Raw genomic sequence first — 15,889 nt, 5'->3', positions numbered from 1 at the left:
AAACGGGAGAACGGGCTCTTAAAAATCACTCAGGATATTCTGGCTCGCGTAGCGGAAGGTTTCAACCCTCTGACCGGAATGATGCTTATTTAAGCAGTTTTAAGCGGGATAATTTGCAATACTTTACCCCCAGATCATCGCCGCCCAGCGTAACAGCATCAGTGCGCCACAGATACACAGCAGTACTACGACCATTTTCCAGTGCTTGGTCATCATCCGTTTGGTTACCATTTCTCCTCCTGCAATCCGGACATTGAGTGCGCCATGTGCTGATCAACATAGTGGACAACATGTTCTTTCAGTTCAGGAACGGTCTGATCGGTGAGCCATTCAAACGCCATCAACAGTAAGGCTGCGATGGCAATAACTGACAAAAGTATAACGGCTTTATTGCGTACTTCCATGATTCCCATTGATTCTGAATTGCCTGATTTTTACTTTGCGAGAATAAGCCGCATCGGGAGCGGCTTCAGCATTCTGGTTCCGGAAAGGTTTAGAGATTATACCTTTTCCCCTGATTCGAAACTTTGATCCCGTTTCTGCTCCTCCGGCATTAGTGCTATTTCTTCATGACGGGCTCCCGGGCGGAAACCGTTCTTGCGGGCGCAAACGGCAATAATCAGCCCGGCGACGATAAGCAACTGCATGGCCCACGGAAAGACTGCAATGCCCGCGGTTTCCAGCAGGATCCCACCGGTTACCCCGCCACTGGCAATCGCCAGATTCCACGCCACGACCACCATCGATTGCGCCATATCGGCATGTTCACCGGTAGCGTCAGCAATCGCCGTTTGCAGCAAGGTTGCTGCACCACCAAACGTCAGCCCCCACAGCGCGACACACAATGTCACGGTCAGCGGCGAAAAGCGGCTCAGCGCCAGCACGAGTGATAGCAGGGCAAAGGCTATCAGGCTGACCAGCAGGGTGCGCCGCAAATGTTTATCCACCAGCATGCCGGTGATACCAATGCCTGCCAGCGCGCCGAGGCCGAAAACCAGCAATATCTGATCGGCCCGTGCATCAAGCCCGGACAGGCGCAGGAACGGCACGATGTAGGTATAAAGCAGGTTGTGCGCCAGCATCCACAGCAGGATCACCATCAGAATACTGCGCACGCCGGGCATCATCATTACCTGTCTTAAAGGCTGGCGTTCCCCTGCGGCCTGCCCCGGATAGTCCGGTACTTTTTTCACCACCCAGACAATCAGCAGCAACGTGATGGCGGACATCACGCCGAATGCCATGCGCCATCCGAGCGCGGAACCCATCCAGGTGCCCAGCGGAACGCCGACAGATAGCGCCAGAGGTGTGCCGACCATCGCCACCGACAACGCACGCCCTTGCTGATGCACCGGGACCATCCGCCGTGCATAACCGGCCAGTAACCCCCACGCCAGCCCTGCCGCCGCGCCGGCCACCCAGCGGGCGAAGAGCGTCAGGACATAATTCGTCGAGAAGGTGGTGAGGGTATTAAAAATCAGAAAGCCAAAGATTGCCGTCAGCAATGCAGTGCGGCGGTTCCAGCCCCGTGTCAGTGCCGCCAGCGGGATGACGGCCATCAGCGAACCGGCGGCATACAGCGTCACCAGTTGCCCGGCCATCGCCGGTGACACATTAAGATCCGCTGCAATTTGAGGTAGCAATCCGGCGGGCAAGGTTTCGGTCATGATGGCGATAAAGCCGGTCAGTGCCATCGCCAGTAAAGCTGAAAGTGGCAGGGGAGATTTCAAGGCAATGGAATTCATGACTGCGCTCCATACACCGCATCGCGCAGTTCAGTGACGAACGTGCCAGACATGCCTTCATACAGGGTATTGGTCAAGGCAACGACGCTCAGTCCGGCGGTACGGTCAACGAACCAGGAATGACCGTAAGCCCCGCCCCAGCGCCACGTGCCGGTTGATTCCGGTGAAGCGGCAGCCTGCGGGTCACGTAATACCGAAAAACCTAAACCAAAGCCCAGACCCGGGGATTCCGGCAGTTCAGCTCCGCGAGTTTGATCTCGTCCCATTTCATCGACCAGCGCGGACGAGATCAACGGAGCGCCGCCAAGACGCAACATTTCCAGCATCTTCAGTACGTCAGCCGCGCTGCTGACCATACCCGCGCCGCCGGAAGGATAAGCCTGGGCATCGAGTGCGCGCGAAGGTGAGTATTCAATTCCCACGGTATTGTCGAAAGCGGCGACTTTTTCGCCTTCACGCAGACGATGGGGCTGTGGCACATCACTGACATACGGCGTAGCCAGCCGCGCCGGGTCATGTGCGAAGAAACCGGTGTCATGCATGCTCAGCGGGTCGGTCAGTTGCGTTTTTACCACTTCAGCGAGCGGTTGTTTGCAGACCTGTTCCAGCACTGCGCCCAGCACGTCCACGGCCAGCGAATACCCCCACGACGTGCCCGGTGTATACAGCAAAGGCACGTCCGATAAACGTCGCAGATTTTCCGCCAGCGAAATGCTGCTGCTGTCCATTCCGTCAGAAACCCCTGCGCGGGCATAAGGGCCGTTTTCGTCCGGCTCAAAAAAGCGGTAACTCAGCCCGGCGGTATGACTTAATAACTGCCGTACCGTGATGCGTGCCGGTTGTCCGTCTGGCAGGGTAGGGCGAAACTGCGGCAACCCTGTCTGAATATCGTCATCCAGCGCCAGCTTCCCCTGGGTGATCAGTGCCATTGCCACGGTGGACACAATCGGCTTGCTGACCGATGCCAGACGGAAAAGCGTATTTTCAGTCATCGGTTGGTGGCTTTCCCGGTCGGCAAAACCGGCAGCCTGGTGGTAAACCACCTCGCCGTGAAGGGCGACCATGACAACGGCACCGATCAGTCTTTGTGACTGAATAGCCTGAGCGATAACGCAATCAAGTCGGGATTTCAACGCAGTGGAATTCATGGGATATCTCAGCTTCAGAAAGTGTTAAATCACGATAGAGATCTCCTCAGTGAGGAAAAAGTAGGGTAGGTTTCCATAATATACGGACGATGATGTCCGTAATCGGGGGCAGTAATGGAAAATCTCAGTAGCCTGAATACCTTTGTACAGGTGGCAGAAACCCGCAGTTTTGTGGCAGCCGGGCGAATTTTAGGCGTATCGGCGTCGGCGGTGGGTAAAAGCATTGCGCGCATGGAGACCAGGCTGAATGTGCGGCTGTTTCACCGCAGCACCCGCAGCGTGACGCTGACCGTCGAAGGGACGCTGTTCCTCGAACGCTGCCGGCGCATCGTGGCGGAACTCGAGGCGGCAGAAAGCGAGCTGTCGCAACTGGCGGAAAGTCCGCGCGGCAGGTTGCGGCTGAGTTTGCCTCAGGTCAGCACGCTACTCTTGCCGGTGCTGGGCGAGTTTATGCGTCGTTATCCCGATATCGGGCTGGATCTGGATTTCACCGATCGCATCGTTGATGTGGTGGAAGAGGGGTTTGATGCCGTGGTGCGCACCGGCCAACTGGCTGATTCGCGATTGTCGATGCGCAAGCTGGGTACTTTTCATCATTTACTGGTCGGCGCGCCGGATTATTTTGAACAGTATGGTACACCTGCGAAGCCGCAGGAACTGGTTGAACACCGTTGTCTGCATTTTCGCTTTCCTAATAGCGGAAAGCTCGAACCATGGCCGCTGCCGGAATATCAGGATTTATCGCTGCCGGTATCGATGGTTTGCAATAATATTGAAACGCGCCAATGTTTTGCCCTGCAGGGGCTGGGCATCGCCTGTCTGCCTGATTTCAGTATCCGCAAGGAGCTGGCGGGCGGGCAACTGGTGACCGTGCTGGATGATTACGTGAAGCGCAGCGGTGATTTTTACATTTTATGGCCCTCCGGCGGTTATATGACGCCGAAGTTGCGGGTGTTTATTGATTTTCTCAGTGAACGGGTTTTCCCTGAAAATCCCGAGCTGGCGCTGCTATGTCCTCATTAAATCTGTTGTTAACTAAGGGAGTGTGTGATGAGTCATTCTGTCTTAATTGAACGCTTTTCTGCCGCCGATCAGCGCGGTGTGGTGGATGTGATTTTACCGATCCAGAATCAGGAATTTGGCATTGTCATCACCGAAGAACAGCAGCCTGATCTGCATGACATTCCGCAATTTTATCAGCGCGGCGCCGGGGATTTCTGGGTTGCCCGCTATGAAGGGAAAGTCGTGGGCACGCTGGGACTGAAAGATATCGGCAATGCGCAGACAGCACTGCGCAAAATGTTTGTCAGCGCGCCTTTTCGTGGCAGGGAGTACGGCGTGGCCACATTGTTACTCAACACGTTGCTGCATCATGCCCGGGAGAAAAATGTGAAAGATATTTTTCTCGGCACGACAGACAAGTTTCTGGCGGCGCATCGCTTTTATGAAAAGAACGGTTTTAAGGAAGTCACGGTGCCAGATCTGCCGCCAGCCTTCCCGCTGATGGCGGTAGACAGTAAATTTTACCGGCTAACCTTCTGATTTTTAATACTGTCAGTTTGCTGTCGTGTCCGTGTCAGGTTGCTGTCGTGTTGATTTCCGATCCTGCGTTGCATGCTGATTGGGTGTTCAACATTCACTCTACAGGTAAAAATTATGAATCAGAGCAAAATCAGGCAACTTCGCATTTCCCGGGCATGGTCTCAGGAACAACTGGCAGAACTTTCCTCACTGAGCGTGCGCACGGTGCAGCGTATCGAAAATGGTGAGCAGGCCAGCCTCGAAACCCTCGGCGCTATCGCAGCAGCCTTTGATATCAAGGTTTCTGAACTGACAGAAAACGATGCGAAAACGGGCAGTGCTTCAGGGCAGGCGCTTGACGACCAGATAGAAAAAGCCAGATATCAGGTAGCGGAAGAAAGCAGTTTTTATCGTTCCGTTCTGTTGTGGGCGGTGATCAACGCCGGTCTGTTCGCGATAAACCATTACACCTCGCCGGATTCAGTCTGGTTCGTCTGGCCCCTGTGTATCTGGGGCGGCATTGTGTTGTTGCGGGGGTTACGCATTTTTGTTTTTCGCGGATCAGTGGAGCGCTGGCAGAAGGCGCGTTTACAGAAGTTAATACGCAAGCTCTGATCCGGAAAAAATGCTACTAAAGCGCCCGTGTTAATCGTAAGCAAAACTGCCCTGACTGAGACATATCAAAACCCTTGCCGGACATACTGCTATCCTCTGTAATATTCAGGGTCATTAGCTCAACGGACAGAGAATGGATCAGCAGCGGCGGTTTGCATTTAATCTTAAGAGACTGATATTGCTTCTTGCACTGGTGAGTACGCTTGTCACCTTGCTCAGCAGTTATCTGGCAATTTTTCAGGTAGAGAAGAAGCTCCTTACCGAATCCTCCCTCAGGGCGAGTCAGTCGTTCGCCACACGACTGTCGCTGACGGCTGATTTGTTTTTCAATGCCGCAAACAAGCAGGTGGCCTATAGCGCCGATTTACTCGGCGAGCGGTTTAACAATGTTGATGCACTGACTGAAGAAGCCGATCGTTTGCAGTTGCAAAGTAAGCGCTTCAGCTCGGTGCTGGTGGTGGATACCACCGGCGTCGTGCGTGCGGCTTCACGAAACTCTGCGGCGATGGTCGGTTTAAAACTGGTGTCTGATGCCAATACCGCTGCGTTGAAAACGCAAAATCCGGTGCTCAGTTCCCCCTTTCTCACTCCACAGAATAATCACATCATTGTGCTTTCCTCACCCATCCGTAATGCGCGTGGCGGCTATCTCGGGTATCTGGCCACCGAAATTGACCTGAGCAAAGGCAGCATTGTGGATACGCTGATTAATGCCCGCAATTACCGTAAAGACGCCTATATCTATGTCATCGACCGTGAAGGCGACGTGTTGTATCGCGACGCGTCAGGCTGGAGTGAAAGCGCGCCACAGGGGCATGTGAACAAGGCACTTTTGGGCGGACGGGAGCAGGGTTTTTTGCGTATGGAAAACCTGCAAGGCGAAGAATCTCTGGCGGGTTTCTCTACGGTGGAGGTGGCGGGCTGGACGGTGCTGGTGCTGCATCCGGCGAAAGCCGATGTGATGCTGCTGTATCACGTAATGATGCAGGTTTTGATCTACACGTTGCCGATTGTCATTCTGGTGTTCATCTGCATCTGGCTGCTGACGCGCTATATTTCGCGGCCGCTGCGACAGCTTGCCTCAAAGGCTGACACCATGGACTCACATGATGTCTCCGAGGAAATTCAGCAGATCAATGCCTGGTATTACGAAGCATCGAAGCTGAAAACGGTGATGTTGCAGGGGATCCGGTTGTTGCATCAGCGTATCGAACAACTGAGTACCGAAGCCCATACCGACCCGATGACCGGGCTGCTGAACCGGCGCGGTTTTTATGAGGCGGTGGATAAACAGCTAAAGGAATCGTCGCGCGTTGCGGTCATCACCCTCGATATCGATCACTTCAAAAAAGTAAACGACACTTTCGGACATGACGTGGGCGATAGGGTGATCACCCAACTGGCGCGCCACATTCTGAGTAATTCGCGGGAAGGCGATCTGCTGTGTCGCATGGGTGGCGAGGAATTTTTACTGCTGCTGCCCGGCGCGTCACTGACGCAGGCCACCGGGCTGGCCGAGCGTTTGCGCAAGCAGGTTGAAATGCAGCAGTTTGAGGGGGCCGGGCAGGTCACGATTTCACTCGGCGTTACCCTGTTCTATCCCGGAAAAGCCAATATTGACGGGGCATTGAAAACCGCGGATAAAGCGCTGTATCAGGCCAAAAATAAAGGGCGTAACTGCGTGGTGAATTTGTAGATTGGATGAGGCTAAACGGTCAGCCAGAAGGATGAGAAAAGGCTCAGGCATCGCGCCTGAGCTTTGACTTAGCGTGAACCCGGCAGCAGGGATTCAGTGCATTTGAAGACGTCTTCGCGGAATTTGCGTGAGGCATCATCCAGATCAGCCTGATTGGCGACATCTGCACGGTTGGCTTCCAGCGCCTGATTGACCGCGAGGGTGAACGCATTTTCCTGGCTGGCATTCAGCACATTCCCCACGCTGCCAAACAGCAGACGCATGGCGGAAATTTGCACCAGCAGCTCACGGTTTACGCGCTCAAGCTGGTCAACACGTTTGTTCAGGGTCTCGTCATTCATAGGTGTCTCCTTATTTAATTGCCGCACACCATAACAAAAGCACCGCAATGAAAAAACCGTCTTGCGGCAGGCGGGTCTTTGCCTGGTGGATTAACGCACCATTTGCTGCATCTGACGGCTGAGTTGCATCAGTTGCGCATTCAGCGGAACCAGTTGTTGCTGGATGGCGTTGTATTTATCCAGTTGTTTCTGGTTGGCGAATTGCAGACGGTTGCCGGTGATGGTGACGTTTTTGCCCTGACTTTTGATGAAGTCGGCCTTCGCTACAATCAGGTTCAGCACCTGCGGCAATAAATCAAACACCTGCTCAGTGATGGCTGACGGTTTAACGATGGTTTTCTCATACACCTGATCGTAAACCTTCTTCAGGTCTTCCGGCTGTTTCAGCGCTGCATGCTGCGTATCGGCCTGGGTTTTCAGCAGCACGATTTTCTCTTTCCATCGTTCACTGCTGTCAGCCATTTTCTTCAGATCATCGCGCTGCTCAAGCAGGTTACTGACACTGTTTACGCCGTTCATACCGGCAAAAACCGGCACCAGCGAAGAATCCAGTTCGATATTCATCTGATGATGAAAACCGGTGATAATCGCGTAATCTTTAGTGTAATCGCCAAACTCTTTTTTCTGCGCTTCGGTCAGTTGCGGGACGGCCAGCACGGGTTTATCGAGGATCCGCGACTGAAGAAAATCTATAAAGGCTTTGCGTTGTGCGGGTTCTTTATCACCGCAGCCGCTGAGGACAACAATCATCAGCAACATCATAAAAGGGAGCAAAAATACGCGGTGTGAGGTCTGTAAGCGGGGCGCTGAGTGCATCATTTCCTTGTTCCTTTATCTCCATCATCAGAGCCTTAACCTTAACGCATAAAGATAATTTTTTGCTAGATCAGCATAGCTATCTTCGCTAACGTCACTCTCAGAGTCATTTATTCAGGGAATGTATCACTTTGAAGCATAAGTCATTTTCGATAAAACAGTTTGCGCCGGTGCTGGCCATGATGATCCTCGCGGGGTGTACCTCGACGAAAAAAAACGCAACGCCGGTGCAAAATCCGCATGACGTGAAAGCGGATATCGTGCGGCTGATGCCGACATCAGCCCCCGACAGAAAAGGTTGGGCGACCGATATTACCGCCGCTTTCACCACGCAGAACATTCCGGCAACCACCGAAAATATCTGTTCTGTGCTGGCGGTGGCGCAGCAGGAATCCAATTTCAACGCCGACGCACCGGTGCCGGGATTAAGCAAAATTGCGTGGAAAGAGATTGACCGGCGCGCCGATGCGGTTCATGTGCCCAATTTCCTGGTGCACACCGCGTTGTTGCTGAAATCCCCGAACGGCAAATCCTACAGCGAGCGGCTGGATAACGTAAAAACCGAGAAACAGCTGAGTGCGATTTTTGATGATTTCATTGATATGGTGCCGATGGGGCAGAAGCTGTTCGGCAATCTGAATCCGGTGCATACCGGCGGGCCGATGCAGGTCAGCATTGCGTTTGCCGAGCAAAACGCCAAAGGCTATCCGTATAAAGTTGAGGATTCAATCCGCAATGAAGTGTTTAGCCGCCGCGGCGGCGTGTATTTTGGCGTCAAACATCTGCTGGGGTATCCGGCGAATTACACTCAGCCGTTATACCGCTTTGCCGACTTTAATGCTGGCTGGTATGCCAGCCGCAACGCCGCATTCCAGAGTGCGGTAAGTAAAGTGTCAGGCATTCCGCTGGCACTGGACGGTGACCTGATTAACTACGGCACTGATAAACCGGGCGGCACAGAGCTGGCAGTACGCACACTGAGCAAACGTCTGGACATCAGCAATTCGGCCATCCGTAAGGCGCTGGAGAAGGGCGAACAACTGGAGTTTGAAGAGACCCGGCTCTACAAGCAGGTCTTCGCGCTGGCGGATAAAACCACCGGTAAAAGACAGCCACGGGAAATGCTACCGGGCATCACGCTGGAAAGTCCGAAGATTACCCGCAAGCTGACTACCGCGTGGTTTGCTAAGCGGGTAGACGGTCGTCGTGCGGATTGCATGAAAAGAGCGGGAGGATGATTCTTAAAGCCTGCCGGAACCGGGCAGGCTTTCTTATTATTTAATCGGGCTACAGCCGTTGTCACGGGCGGCCTGAGCGATATTTCCGGTTGGAATAAATCCGCCGGTAATATAATCCCGTTGAAATAAAAGCTTGCTTAATAAATCCGCCTGTGTGTAAATAGCGTCAACGGTTTGTGGTTAAGACCTATTTATGTAAGACATTTTAGTAAAGCAGTTCCTGGTTCAAGTGATGTAGCAAATCCTTTCTCCGACGAATTTCCTTCTCTGATGCATCCATAAGTATTTCAAATAAAAACAGACCTATATTGCCCTATGGCATCATAAAATAAAAACGAAGAAGGTATTTTCTATGTCTAATAAAATGACTGGTTTAGTAAAATGGTTTGACGCTGGTAAAGGTTTCGGTTTCATCTCCCCTGCAGACGGCAGCAAAGACGTGTTCGTTCACTTCTCTGCAATCCAGAGCAATGATTTCAAAACCCTGGACGAAGGTCAGAACGTTGAGTTCACCATCGAAAATGGTCAGAAAGGCCCATCAGCGGGTAACGTTGTCGTTCTGTAATGTCGCCTGATATTGAAGGCAAACACTCTGCAATAGCGAAGATGGGTTAAACCCGGAGCAGCCAGAATAATTGTTTCAATATCGACATTATCAATGACAAAAATAAACCCTGGCCAACGCCGGGGTTTATTATATATAAGCTTCTGAATTTATTTCCGGGAGCCATAACAGAAAAGCCAGTTGGATTATTTCACCCGTTGTTTTTTCTGTTATGAAATGGCCGTGCTCAGGCCGCGCAATGTCGGAGTGTTCGATGGACGCTTGCGCCATAATATGACGGCCGGGAAAGCACCGGCAAATTCCCTTTATCCTTTGGGCTGGCTCTGCGTTGGCCGCCATCACTCACCCCAGTCACATACTGATGTATGCTCCCGGGGACGCGTTCTGTTGCCGCCTTGATCCAACCCAAATGCTTGCGGGAATTCCCTTTATCCTTTGGGCTGACTCTGCGTTGGCTTCCTTCGCTCACCCGAATCACTTACATAAGTAAGCTCATCGGGATTCCTTCACTTGCCGCCTTCCTGCAACTCGAATTATTCGTGAATAAGCTTTGTGTTCAATCCCGATCCCAATCCAACCTCAATTGCTGCCTTTGCCGAAAAACAGGTAAAAAAAAGCCCGCACGCGGCGGGCAAAATAACAGGGTTCTACAGGGGTATTACACAGGGACATCACACAACATTTGATGGATTTAAGATATCAAACCTTGTGTATGGTTTTGTCATCGCCCGGTAAGGTTAATCCAGCAGATGTAAGCCTTATTTGTCCGCATAATGCGTAATCACCTGATCAATTTTGCTGTCCGCCAGCGCAATGCCCTTCTGTATCAGAGACTCAGAACCGATGCTTGCCAGCACGATAACCACGGCAACAATCATTAATCCTTTGTATGTCATGATGAATCCTTCCGCATAGCTTAATGAATGGCAGCATTATGCGACGATACGGCAAGTATCGCCACAGGAAGAGAAAGCAGAGGGAAAGGCGTTATGCACCTAAATGGCCGACAGTGAAATACGTGACCAAACCAACGATCACCAGCAGCGCAATCGCAGAGGCAGTATAAAGAATGATGCGTTTAGGGCTGTAAAATGCCATGAAATGTCCTTATTTATCCGTCGTCGTTAACGCTGTTTACTCACAGAAGTTCCATCATCAGGGCCATCACATAACCGATCCCGACAGAGCCTCCTGCCATCATTAACCAAAAAGCAGTGGCCTTCATTTCACACTCCTTGTGCGGGACGAATTGTCCCAATCATTTGTTTCATGATGCAATTATAACAAACATATAATCCATATGGATAAATATGTGCTTTTATTTTAAGCAATGTGTCTGAGAAATCCCTTTCTGAACTGTGAAGCATCTCGCTAATCTGCCCAAAAGCAATGACGAAGCAGGGGAGATGATTGTGCTTATGCACATCGTTTAATGCATTGATAATATGCAGTAATAAGGCCAGTGAGTCCTTGCGGGTGATCAAAGCTTGGGCGACTGCACAATGGTAAATCCCGGTGTACACATCTTACTTAGTGTTGCAGTTGTTCATAATTTCAACACTAAGGGAACACCATGAACGGTCATGAAAACAAAGCGGTACGCAGTGCAAACCGCAAATTCTTTGCCCGCACCATTCCGATGCTCATCCTGATGTTGATCATTAACCAAATCGACCGCACCAATGTCGGATTCATCAAGCATAGCCTGGAAACCGACGTAGGCATCAGCACGGCAGCGTTCGGTTTCGGTGCCGGGCTGTTCTTCGTCGGTTACGCGCTGTTTGAAATTCCCAGCAACATGCTGATGGACAAGTATGGCGCGCGTGTCTGGCTGACGCGCATCATGATCACCTGGGGTGCGGTGGTCTTTGCCATGGGCTTCGTCACCACACCGATGCAATTCTACGTGCTGCGGTTTCTGCTCGGTGTCGCTGAAGCCGGTTTCTTCCCGGGGATCCTGTTCTATTTCCGCAAATGGGTGCCGAATGTTTACCGCGGCCGTGCCACGGCTTTGATCCTCACCGGTTCAGCAGCCGCGTACTTGCTCTCCGGCCCGGTTACCGGTGGCCTGCTGGAATTGCATGACTTTATGGGATTGCCGGGCTGGCAGTGGGTGCTGTTTATCGAAGGTGCGCTGTCGGTGCTGGTAGGGATCGTGGCGGCATTCTTCCTGGTGTCGAAACCTGAAGAGGCAAAATGGCTGACTGCTGAAGAGAAACTTGCGCTGAGTAATGCGCTGAGCACGGAATCCAGTTCGCGTGATTTACATACGCAGGGGCAGTCGCGCTGGAAGCTGATCACTGACGGCAAAATGGCGTACCTGTGTTTCCTGTTCTTTGTGATGTGCATGACCGGTTACACGCTGGTGTTCTGGCAGCCGGAGATCATCGGCCGCATTCAGGGGCTTTCCCCCTTCCAGATCGGCATGCTGAATTCCGTTCCGTGGATTTGCGCCATTATCGCCATCAATATTCTTGGCCGCGTCAGCGACCGTTTCCGCGGCAGTCGCGAAACCATTCTGGCGCTGGCGTTGATTGTGGCTGCGATCGGCACCTGCCTGTGTACGGTCGGCAGTCCGTGGTTTGGTTTATTTGCGCTATGCGTGGTGTGTATCGGGACGAAATCCAGCGCGGTATTGTTCTGGCCGATCCCGCAAAGTCAGCTACCGTCATCCATCGTGGCGCCGGGGATTGCGCTGATCAATTCACTGGGCAATCTCGGCGGTTTCTTCGCACCGGCGGTGTTTGGTTATCTGCAACAAACCACCGGCAGCACCACTGCGGGTTTGTATATCCTCAGCGGAATTTCGGTTTTCGCCGCTATCACGCTGTTCTTCACCAAAACTCACCGCACGCCAACGCAACCTGAATATCACGCCCCGCAGGGAATGGAGCCAAAACGTCATGTCTGATACGCCTAAAATTGTCGAAATGCAGGTCATTCCGGTCGCCGGTTACGACAGCATGCTGCTGAACATTGCCGGTGCACATAACTGTTATTTCACCCGTATTTTGCTGGTGCTCAAAGACAGTGCCGGACATACCGGCGTGGGCGAAGCGCCCGCCACCGGCGTGGTGCTGAAGATCCTCAATGATGCCATCCCGCATATCGTCGGGCAGAAAATTGGCATCATGAATCAGCTGGTGAGCGATTTGCACAAACGGGATCTGGAGGGAAACCGTCAGCCGAAACCGGTGCTGCCGGGCTTCCGGCCGTGGGATCTCGAACGTCATCACAATGCCGTCGCGGTTCTGGAAACCGCACTGCTGGATCTGATGGGGCAGTTTCTCAATCAGCCGGTGGCGCAACTGCTCGGCCCCGGTAAACAGCGCGATGAAGTGCCGGTGCTCGGTTATCTGTTTTATATTGCCGACCGGCAGAAAACCGATCTGGATTATCAGCCAGGAAAGGCGCAGGCGGGGCAGCATCCGTGGTATCACCTGCGTCATCAGGAGGCCATGAGCCACGAAAAAGTGGTGCAACTGGCGGAAGCGGCACAGGATAAATACGGTTTTAAAGATTTCAAACTTAAAGGCGGCGTGCAGGCGGGTGAAGTCGAAATAGAAACGGTCAGGGCACTGAAAAAACGCTTCCCGCAGGCGCGTATTACTGTGGACCCGAATGCGTCCTGGTCGCTGGATCAGGCGATTTCGCTGTGCAAAAACATGCACGGGATTTTGTCTTACGTTGAAGATCCGTGTGGCGCGGAGCAGGGGTTTTCCGGACGTGAAACGCTGGCGGAATTTAAGCGCGCCACCGGATTACCGGTCGCGACCAATATGATTGCCAACGACTGGCGGCAGATGAGCCATGCGCTGCAACTGAATGCGATCGATATCCCGCTGGCTGATCCCCATTACTGGTCGATGCGCGGGGCGAATACCATCGGCACATTATGTAATGCGTGGGGGCTGACGCTTGGCTGTCATTCGAACAATCACTTTGATGTGTCGCTGGCGATGCTGGCGCATCTCGGGGCGGCCGCGCCCGGCGAGATCACGCCATTTGATACACACTGGATCTGGCAGGAGGGACAGCATCTGACCAAAAACCCGTTGCAGATTAAAGACGGTAAACTGGCGCTGAATGAACTGCCGGGGCTGGGCGTTGAACTGGATATGGATGCCGTCGGCATCGCCCATCAGCGTTACAACAACCTGCGGCACAAAGATCGCGATGATGCGATCGCCATGCAGTATCTGATCCGCGGCTGGGCGTTTGACGGCAAGCGCGCCACTTTGGTTCGCTGACGTCGGGCTGACTGGCGTGTGGTGACTTAAGCGAGTTTTATTTCAAATAATCGGTGCGGGCGTTCAGTTTGTTATGCGCGCTGGCATCGATAGTTGTGGAAGGTCTGGTGCTGCTTTCGCTGGCTTTACGGTTCAGTTCAGAAGCCACTTCCTGAGCGCTGGAAGGGTAAGCCTGAGCGAAACTGTTGAACGTGGTCATTGAGATCATCAGGCCAAAAAGAGCGAGGGTAATGCGTTTCATTTTGCAGGTGTCCGGTCTGTTCACATTTTGTCATAAGGGTACGTGATTCAGCGACCGATTTTATATGCTTTCTTCATAAGAAACGGGAGCTAATTGTGCTCCCGTTCATCATTTATGCTGCGCTCAGCTGCTGTGTTACACGTGCTGGAGCGTATTATGCGCTTCTTCTGACTTATTCGGTAAGCGAATTGTGGCAGAAAGAACCAATGACACAATCAATAATACAGTGATGATGCTGAAGGTCACTGCGAAGCCACCGAACAGGGAAGCCACCAGTGAGGCAAAGATGCTGCCGATACCGAAGCCCAGATACAGCAGGCCGTAGTTTTTGGTCATGTTGTTCAGGCCGAAGAAGTCGCTGACCAGTGAAGGGTAAACGGTGATGGTTCCACCGAAGCTGAAAGCGACGCAGGCCACGGAGAGGAAGAACATCATTTCGTTCATCTGGGTGAACAGCATCATGCTCATACCGGCCAGCGACACAATCTGCGCGATAGAGATAACGCGGATACGCTGCATTTTGTCAGACAACACACCCAACACCAGGCGGCCGCTCAGGTTAGCAATCGCAATCACGGTTACGGCGTTGGCGGCGGTCAGCGCATCCAGTTTAACCAGGCTTTGACCGATATCTTTCGCCACACCAATCACATACAAACCACTCATGCAGGCGGTCAGGAACATCAGCGCCAGCATCCAGTATTGCGGTGCACGAATGGCTTCGGCCAGGGTGAAATCACGGCTGTCGTTGCTGTTATCGTTCAGGGTGTTTTCCTCACGGGTGACGGCTGATGTTTCCTGTTTCGGCGCATCTTTCATCATCAGTGCGCCGGCAATCACCATCACCATCGCCACACCACCCCAGATCATGAAGGTGTTTTGCAAACCTTCCGTCGCCAGCAGATGACCGCAGACGAATTTGAATAACAGACTGCCCAGCCCGTAAGCACCGATTGAACAGGCTGAAATCATGCCTTTACGCTCAGGGAACCATTTCACGCAGTTGGTGAGGGTCAGCAGGTAACCGGCACCGTCCGCCAGACCGACCAGCACGCCGGCGCTGATGTACAGCATGATGACGTTATCGGAATGGGCGGTCAGCGCGAAACCGGCGGCCATCAGTAAACCGGCGGCGATGGTGACGGCACGCACACCAAACCGTTCCTGAAGTTTACCCGCAACGGAAGAGGCGAGAGCCAGACACAGACTCAGGATACCGAACGTCAGCGCAACGCGGCTGATCGGTTCGCCGAGTTTTTCGGACAACTGACCGTTAAAGAGACTCCAGGTATAAACGGAACCCAGTGCAAGCTGAGTAAGAATGGTACCGGCCAGTGTCAGCCAGCGGGTACGGTTGTCGTTCTGCATGCCAGATTTGTCACTCATAGTGGGTTCTCCCGAGCGAAGTAGATTCAATTAACTGTGGCTATGATAAGTCCGCGGAATGGATGCGGATGATTTGTGGAGTGAGATGCATGAGTTGCGGAATGAAATGCATCCATGACGGCATGAGTCGCCATTTTCTGGCTAAAATCAGCTCAAAATTGGACTTAAAACACCGCTGCAGGCCTTGCGGGGCGCGGGTTTTAGTTGATCTGGATCACTAATCTGTTATTTAGTTTTTTCAGGCAGGGCTACAAAGGTTTCGTTGTGTCATTGGCTGCATCAGAAAGATTCTGACCGGGGGAGTTTTAAACGATTAATTATTAAAAA

Annotated in this window: 17 protein-coding genes; 8 read left to right on the top strand and 9 right to left on the bottom strand. The window is 52.6% G+C overall.

The features are described from left to right. Window positions 1–123 precede the first annotated feature (123 nt). The 4 genes from yniD to UC14_RS03015 all read right to left on the bottom strand — a co-directional run bounded on the left by yniD (window position 124) and on the right by UC14_RS03015 (window position 2,893). Window positions 124–231, bottom strand: coding sequence for a small membrane protein YniD (gene yniD / locus UC14_RS03030; RefSeq protein WP_013574326.1), 108 nt, complete (start codon window positions 229–231; stop codon window positions 124–126). Next, the gene (locus UC14_RS03025) at window positions 225–404 is read right to left on the bottom strand and encodes a hypothetical protein (RefSeq protein ID WP_223509705.1); all 180 of its coding nucleotides are present in this window, start codon (window positions 402–404) and stop codon (window positions 225–227) included. Before UC14_RS03025 ends, yniD begins: the two co-directional genes overlap by 7 nt. A 96-nt stretch (window positions 405–500) precedes the next feature. Then, entirely contained in the window at window positions 501–1,745 is a 1,245-nt protein-coding gene (locus UC14_RS03020; RefSeq protein ID WP_112151303.1) for an MFS transporter, read from the bottom strand. Then, entirely contained in the window at window positions 1,742–2,893 is a 1,152-nt protein-coding gene (locus UC14_RS03015) for a serine hydrolase (protein WP_112197202.1), read from the bottom strand. Before UC14_RS03015 ends, UC14_RS03020 begins: the two co-directional genes overlap by 4 nt. A 114-nt stretch (window positions 2,894–3,007) precedes the next feature. Between UC14_RS03015 and UC14_RS03010 the strand changes: the two genes are divergently transcribed. The 4 genes from UC14_RS03010 (at window position 3,008) to UC14_RS02995 (ending at window position 6,725) form a co-directional block, all read left to right on the top strand. Then, a complete protein-coding gene (locus tag UC14_RS03010; protein WP_013574330.1) occupies window positions 3,008–3,916 on the top strand; it encodes a LysR family transcriptional regulator in 909 nt (302 codons plus the stop codon). Window positions 3,917–3,943: 27 nt separating this feature from the next. Further along, entirely contained in the window at window positions 3,944–4,435 is a 492-nt protein-coding gene (locus UC14_RS03005; protein ID WP_013574331.1) for a GNAT family N-acetyltransferase, read from the top strand. A gap of 114 nt (window positions 4,436–4,549) precedes the next feature. Further along, window positions 4,550–5,029 (top strand): 2TM domain-containing protein, encoded by a 480-nt coding sequence (locus tag UC14_RS03000; RefSeq protein ID WP_112151302.1) that lies wholly within the window; start codon window positions 4,550–4,552, stop codon window positions 5,027–5,029. Window positions 5,030–5,162: 133 nt separating this feature from the next. Continuing rightward, complete coding sequence (locus UC14_RS02995) at window positions 5,163–6,725, top strand: sensor domain-containing diguanylate cyclase (RefSeq protein ID WP_013574333.1); 1,563 nt, start codon at window positions 5,163–5,165, stop codon at window positions 6,723–6,725. A gap of 68 nt (window positions 6,726–6,793) precedes the next feature. Here UC14_RS02995 and UC14_RS02990 read toward each other — a convergent pair whose 3' ends face one another. Together UC14_RS02990 and UC14_RS02985 are read right to left on the bottom strand one after the other, a co-directional pair. After that, window positions 6,794–7,066: a hypothetical protein gene (locus tag UC14_RS02990; RefSeq protein ID WP_015689466.1), complete on the bottom strand. Its 273-nt coding sequence runs from the start codon at window positions 7,064–7,066 to the stop codon at window positions 6,794–6,796. A gap of 90 nt (window positions 7,067–7,156) precedes the next feature. After that, the gene (locus tag UC14_RS02985) at window positions 7,157–7,885 is read right to left on the bottom strand and encodes a DUF3053 domain-containing protein (protein WP_112197201.1); all 729 of its coding nucleotides are present in this window, start codon (window positions 7,883–7,885) and stop codon (window positions 7,157–7,159) included. Window positions 7,886–8,061: 176 nt separating this feature from the next. Here UC14_RS02985 and UC14_RS02980 point away from each other — a divergent pair, with 176 nt between their 5' ends. Further along, a complete protein-coding gene (locus UC14_RS02980) occupies window positions 8,062–9,120 on the top strand; it encodes a DUF1615 domain-containing protein (RefSeq protein ID WP_166860687.1) in 1,059 nt (352 codons plus the stop codon). Between the two features lie 352 nt (window positions 9,121–9,472). Beyond that, window positions 9,473–9,685: an RNA chaperone/antiterminator CspA gene (cspA, locus tag UC14_RS02975; protein WP_013574336.1), complete on the top strand. Its 213-nt coding sequence runs from the start codon at window positions 9,473–9,475 to the stop codon at window positions 9,683–9,685. A 758-nt stretch (window positions 9,686–10,443) separates the two neighbouring features. On the opposite strand, the gene UC14_RS26860 is transcribed toward cspA, so the two are convergent. Further along, window positions 10,444–10,581 carry a hypothetical protein gene (locus tag UC14_RS26860; RefSeq protein ID WP_013574337.1) on the bottom strand — a complete coding sequence of 46 codons (138 nt, stop codon included), beginning with the start codon at window positions 10,579–10,581 and terminating at the stop codon, window positions 10,444–10,446. A 677-nt stretch (window positions 10,582–11,258) separates the two neighbouring features. Between UC14_RS26860 and UC14_RS02965 the strand changes: the two genes are divergently transcribed. Continuing rightward, window positions 11,259–12,596 carry an MFS transporter gene (locus tag UC14_RS02965; protein ID WP_013574339.1) on the top strand — a complete coding sequence of 446 codons (1,338 nt, stop codon included), beginning with the start codon at window positions 11,259–11,261 and terminating at the stop codon, window positions 12,594–12,596. Beyond that, the gene (locus UC14_RS02960) at window positions 12,589–13,935 is read left to right on the top strand and encodes an enolase C-terminal domain-like protein (RefSeq protein WP_112197198.1); all 1,347 of its coding nucleotides are present in this window, start codon (window positions 12,589–12,591) and stop codon (window positions 13,933–13,935) included. Before UC14_RS02965 ends, UC14_RS02960 begins: the two co-directional genes overlap by 8 nt. Before the next feature lie 37 nt (window positions 13,936–13,972). Here UC14_RS02960 and UC14_RS02955 read toward each other — a convergent pair whose 3' ends face one another. Both UC14_RS02955 and UC14_RS02950 read right to left on the bottom strand, forming a co-directional pair. Next, window positions 13,973–14,176: a hypothetical protein gene (locus UC14_RS02955; protein WP_013574341.1), complete on the bottom strand. Its 204-nt coding sequence runs from the start codon at window positions 14,174–14,176 to the stop codon at window positions 13,973–13,975. Between the two features lie 135 nt (window positions 14,177–14,311). Continuing rightward, entirely contained in the window at window positions 14,312–15,562 is a 1,251-nt protein-coding gene (locus UC14_RS02950; RefSeq protein WP_013574342.1) for an OFA family MFS transporter, read from the bottom strand. Window positions 15,563–15,889 lie beyond the last annotated feature (327 nt).

This window comes from Rahnella sp. NRRL B-41462 (assembly GCF_003263525.1).
Classification (GTDB): Bacteria; Pseudomonadota; Gammaproteobacteria; order Enterobacterales; family Enterobacteriaceae; genus Rahnella; species Rahnella aceris.
Note: the sequence above shows the minus strand (reverse complement) of the source record. Positions and strands in the feature narration are given on the sequence as shown.

Excerpts from the sequence above, each read along its gene's own strand:
- UC14_RS02965 (WP_013574339.1), top strand. The coding sequence starts at position 11,259 with ATGAACGGTCATGAAAACAAAGCGGTACGCAGTGCAAACCGCAAATTC.
- UC14_RS02995 (WP_013574333.1), top strand. The coding sequence starts at position 5,163 with ATGGATCAGCAGCGGCGGTTTGCATTTAATCTTAAGAGACTGATATTG.
- UC14_RS03005 (WP_013574331.1), top strand. The coding sequence starts at position 3,944 with ATGAGTCATTCTGTCTTAATTGAACGCTTTTCTGCCGCCGATCAGCGC.
- UC14_RS02980 (WP_166860687.1), top strand. The coding sequence starts at position 8,062 with ATGATGATCCTCGCGGGGTGTACCTCGACGAAAAAAAACGCAACGCCG.
- UC14_RS02955 (WP_013574341.1), bottom strand. The coding sequence starts at position 14,176 with ATGAAACGCATTACCCTCGCTCTTTTTGGCCTGATGATCTCAATGACC.
- cspA (WP_013574336.1), top strand. The coding sequence starts at position 9,473 with ATGTCTAATAAAATGACTGGTTTAGTAAAATGGTTTGACGCTGGTAAA.
- UC14_RS03025 (WP_223509705.1), bottom strand. The coding sequence starts at position 404 with ATGGAAGTACGCAATAAAGCCGTTATACTTTTGTCAGTTATTGCCATC.
- UC14_RS02990 (WP_015689466.1), bottom strand. The coding sequence starts at position 7,066 with ATGAATGACGAGACCCTGAACAAACGTGTTGACCAGCTTGAGCGCGTA.
- UC14_RS03015 (WP_112197202.1), bottom strand. The coding sequence starts at position 2,893 with ATGAATTCCACTGCGTTGAAATCCCGACTTGATTGCGTTATCGCTCAG.
- UC14_RS26860 (WP_013574337.1), bottom strand. The coding sequence starts at position 10,581 with ATGACATACAAAGGATTAATGATTGTTGCCGTGGTTATCGTGCTGGCA.
- yniD (WP_013574326.1), bottom strand. The coding sequence starts at position 231 with ATGGTAACCAAACGGATGATGACCAAGCACTGGAAAATGGTCGTAGTA.
- UC14_RS02950 (WP_013574342.1), bottom strand. The coding sequence starts at position 15,562 with ATGAGTGACAAATCTGGCATGCAGAACGACAACCGTACCCGCTGGCTG.
- UC14_RS03010 (WP_013574330.1), top strand. The coding sequence starts at position 3,008 with ATGGAAAATCTCAGTAGCCTGAATACCTTTGTACAGGTGGCAGAAACC.
- UC14_RS02960 (WP_112197198.1), top strand. The coding sequence starts at position 12,589 with ATGTCTGATACGCCTAAAATTGTCGAAATGCAGGTCATTCCGGTCGCC.
- UC14_RS02985 (WP_112197201.1), bottom strand. The coding sequence starts at position 7,885 with ATGATGCACTCAGCGCCCCGCTTACAGACCTCACACCGCGTATTTTTG.
- UC14_RS03020 (WP_112151303.1), bottom strand. The coding sequence starts at position 1,745 with ATGAATTCCATTGCCTTGAAATCTCCCCTGCCACTTTCAGCTTTACTG.
- UC14_RS03000 (WP_112151302.1), top strand. The coding sequence starts at position 4,550 with ATGAATCAGAGCAAAATCAGGCAACTTCGCATTTCCCGGGCATGGTCT.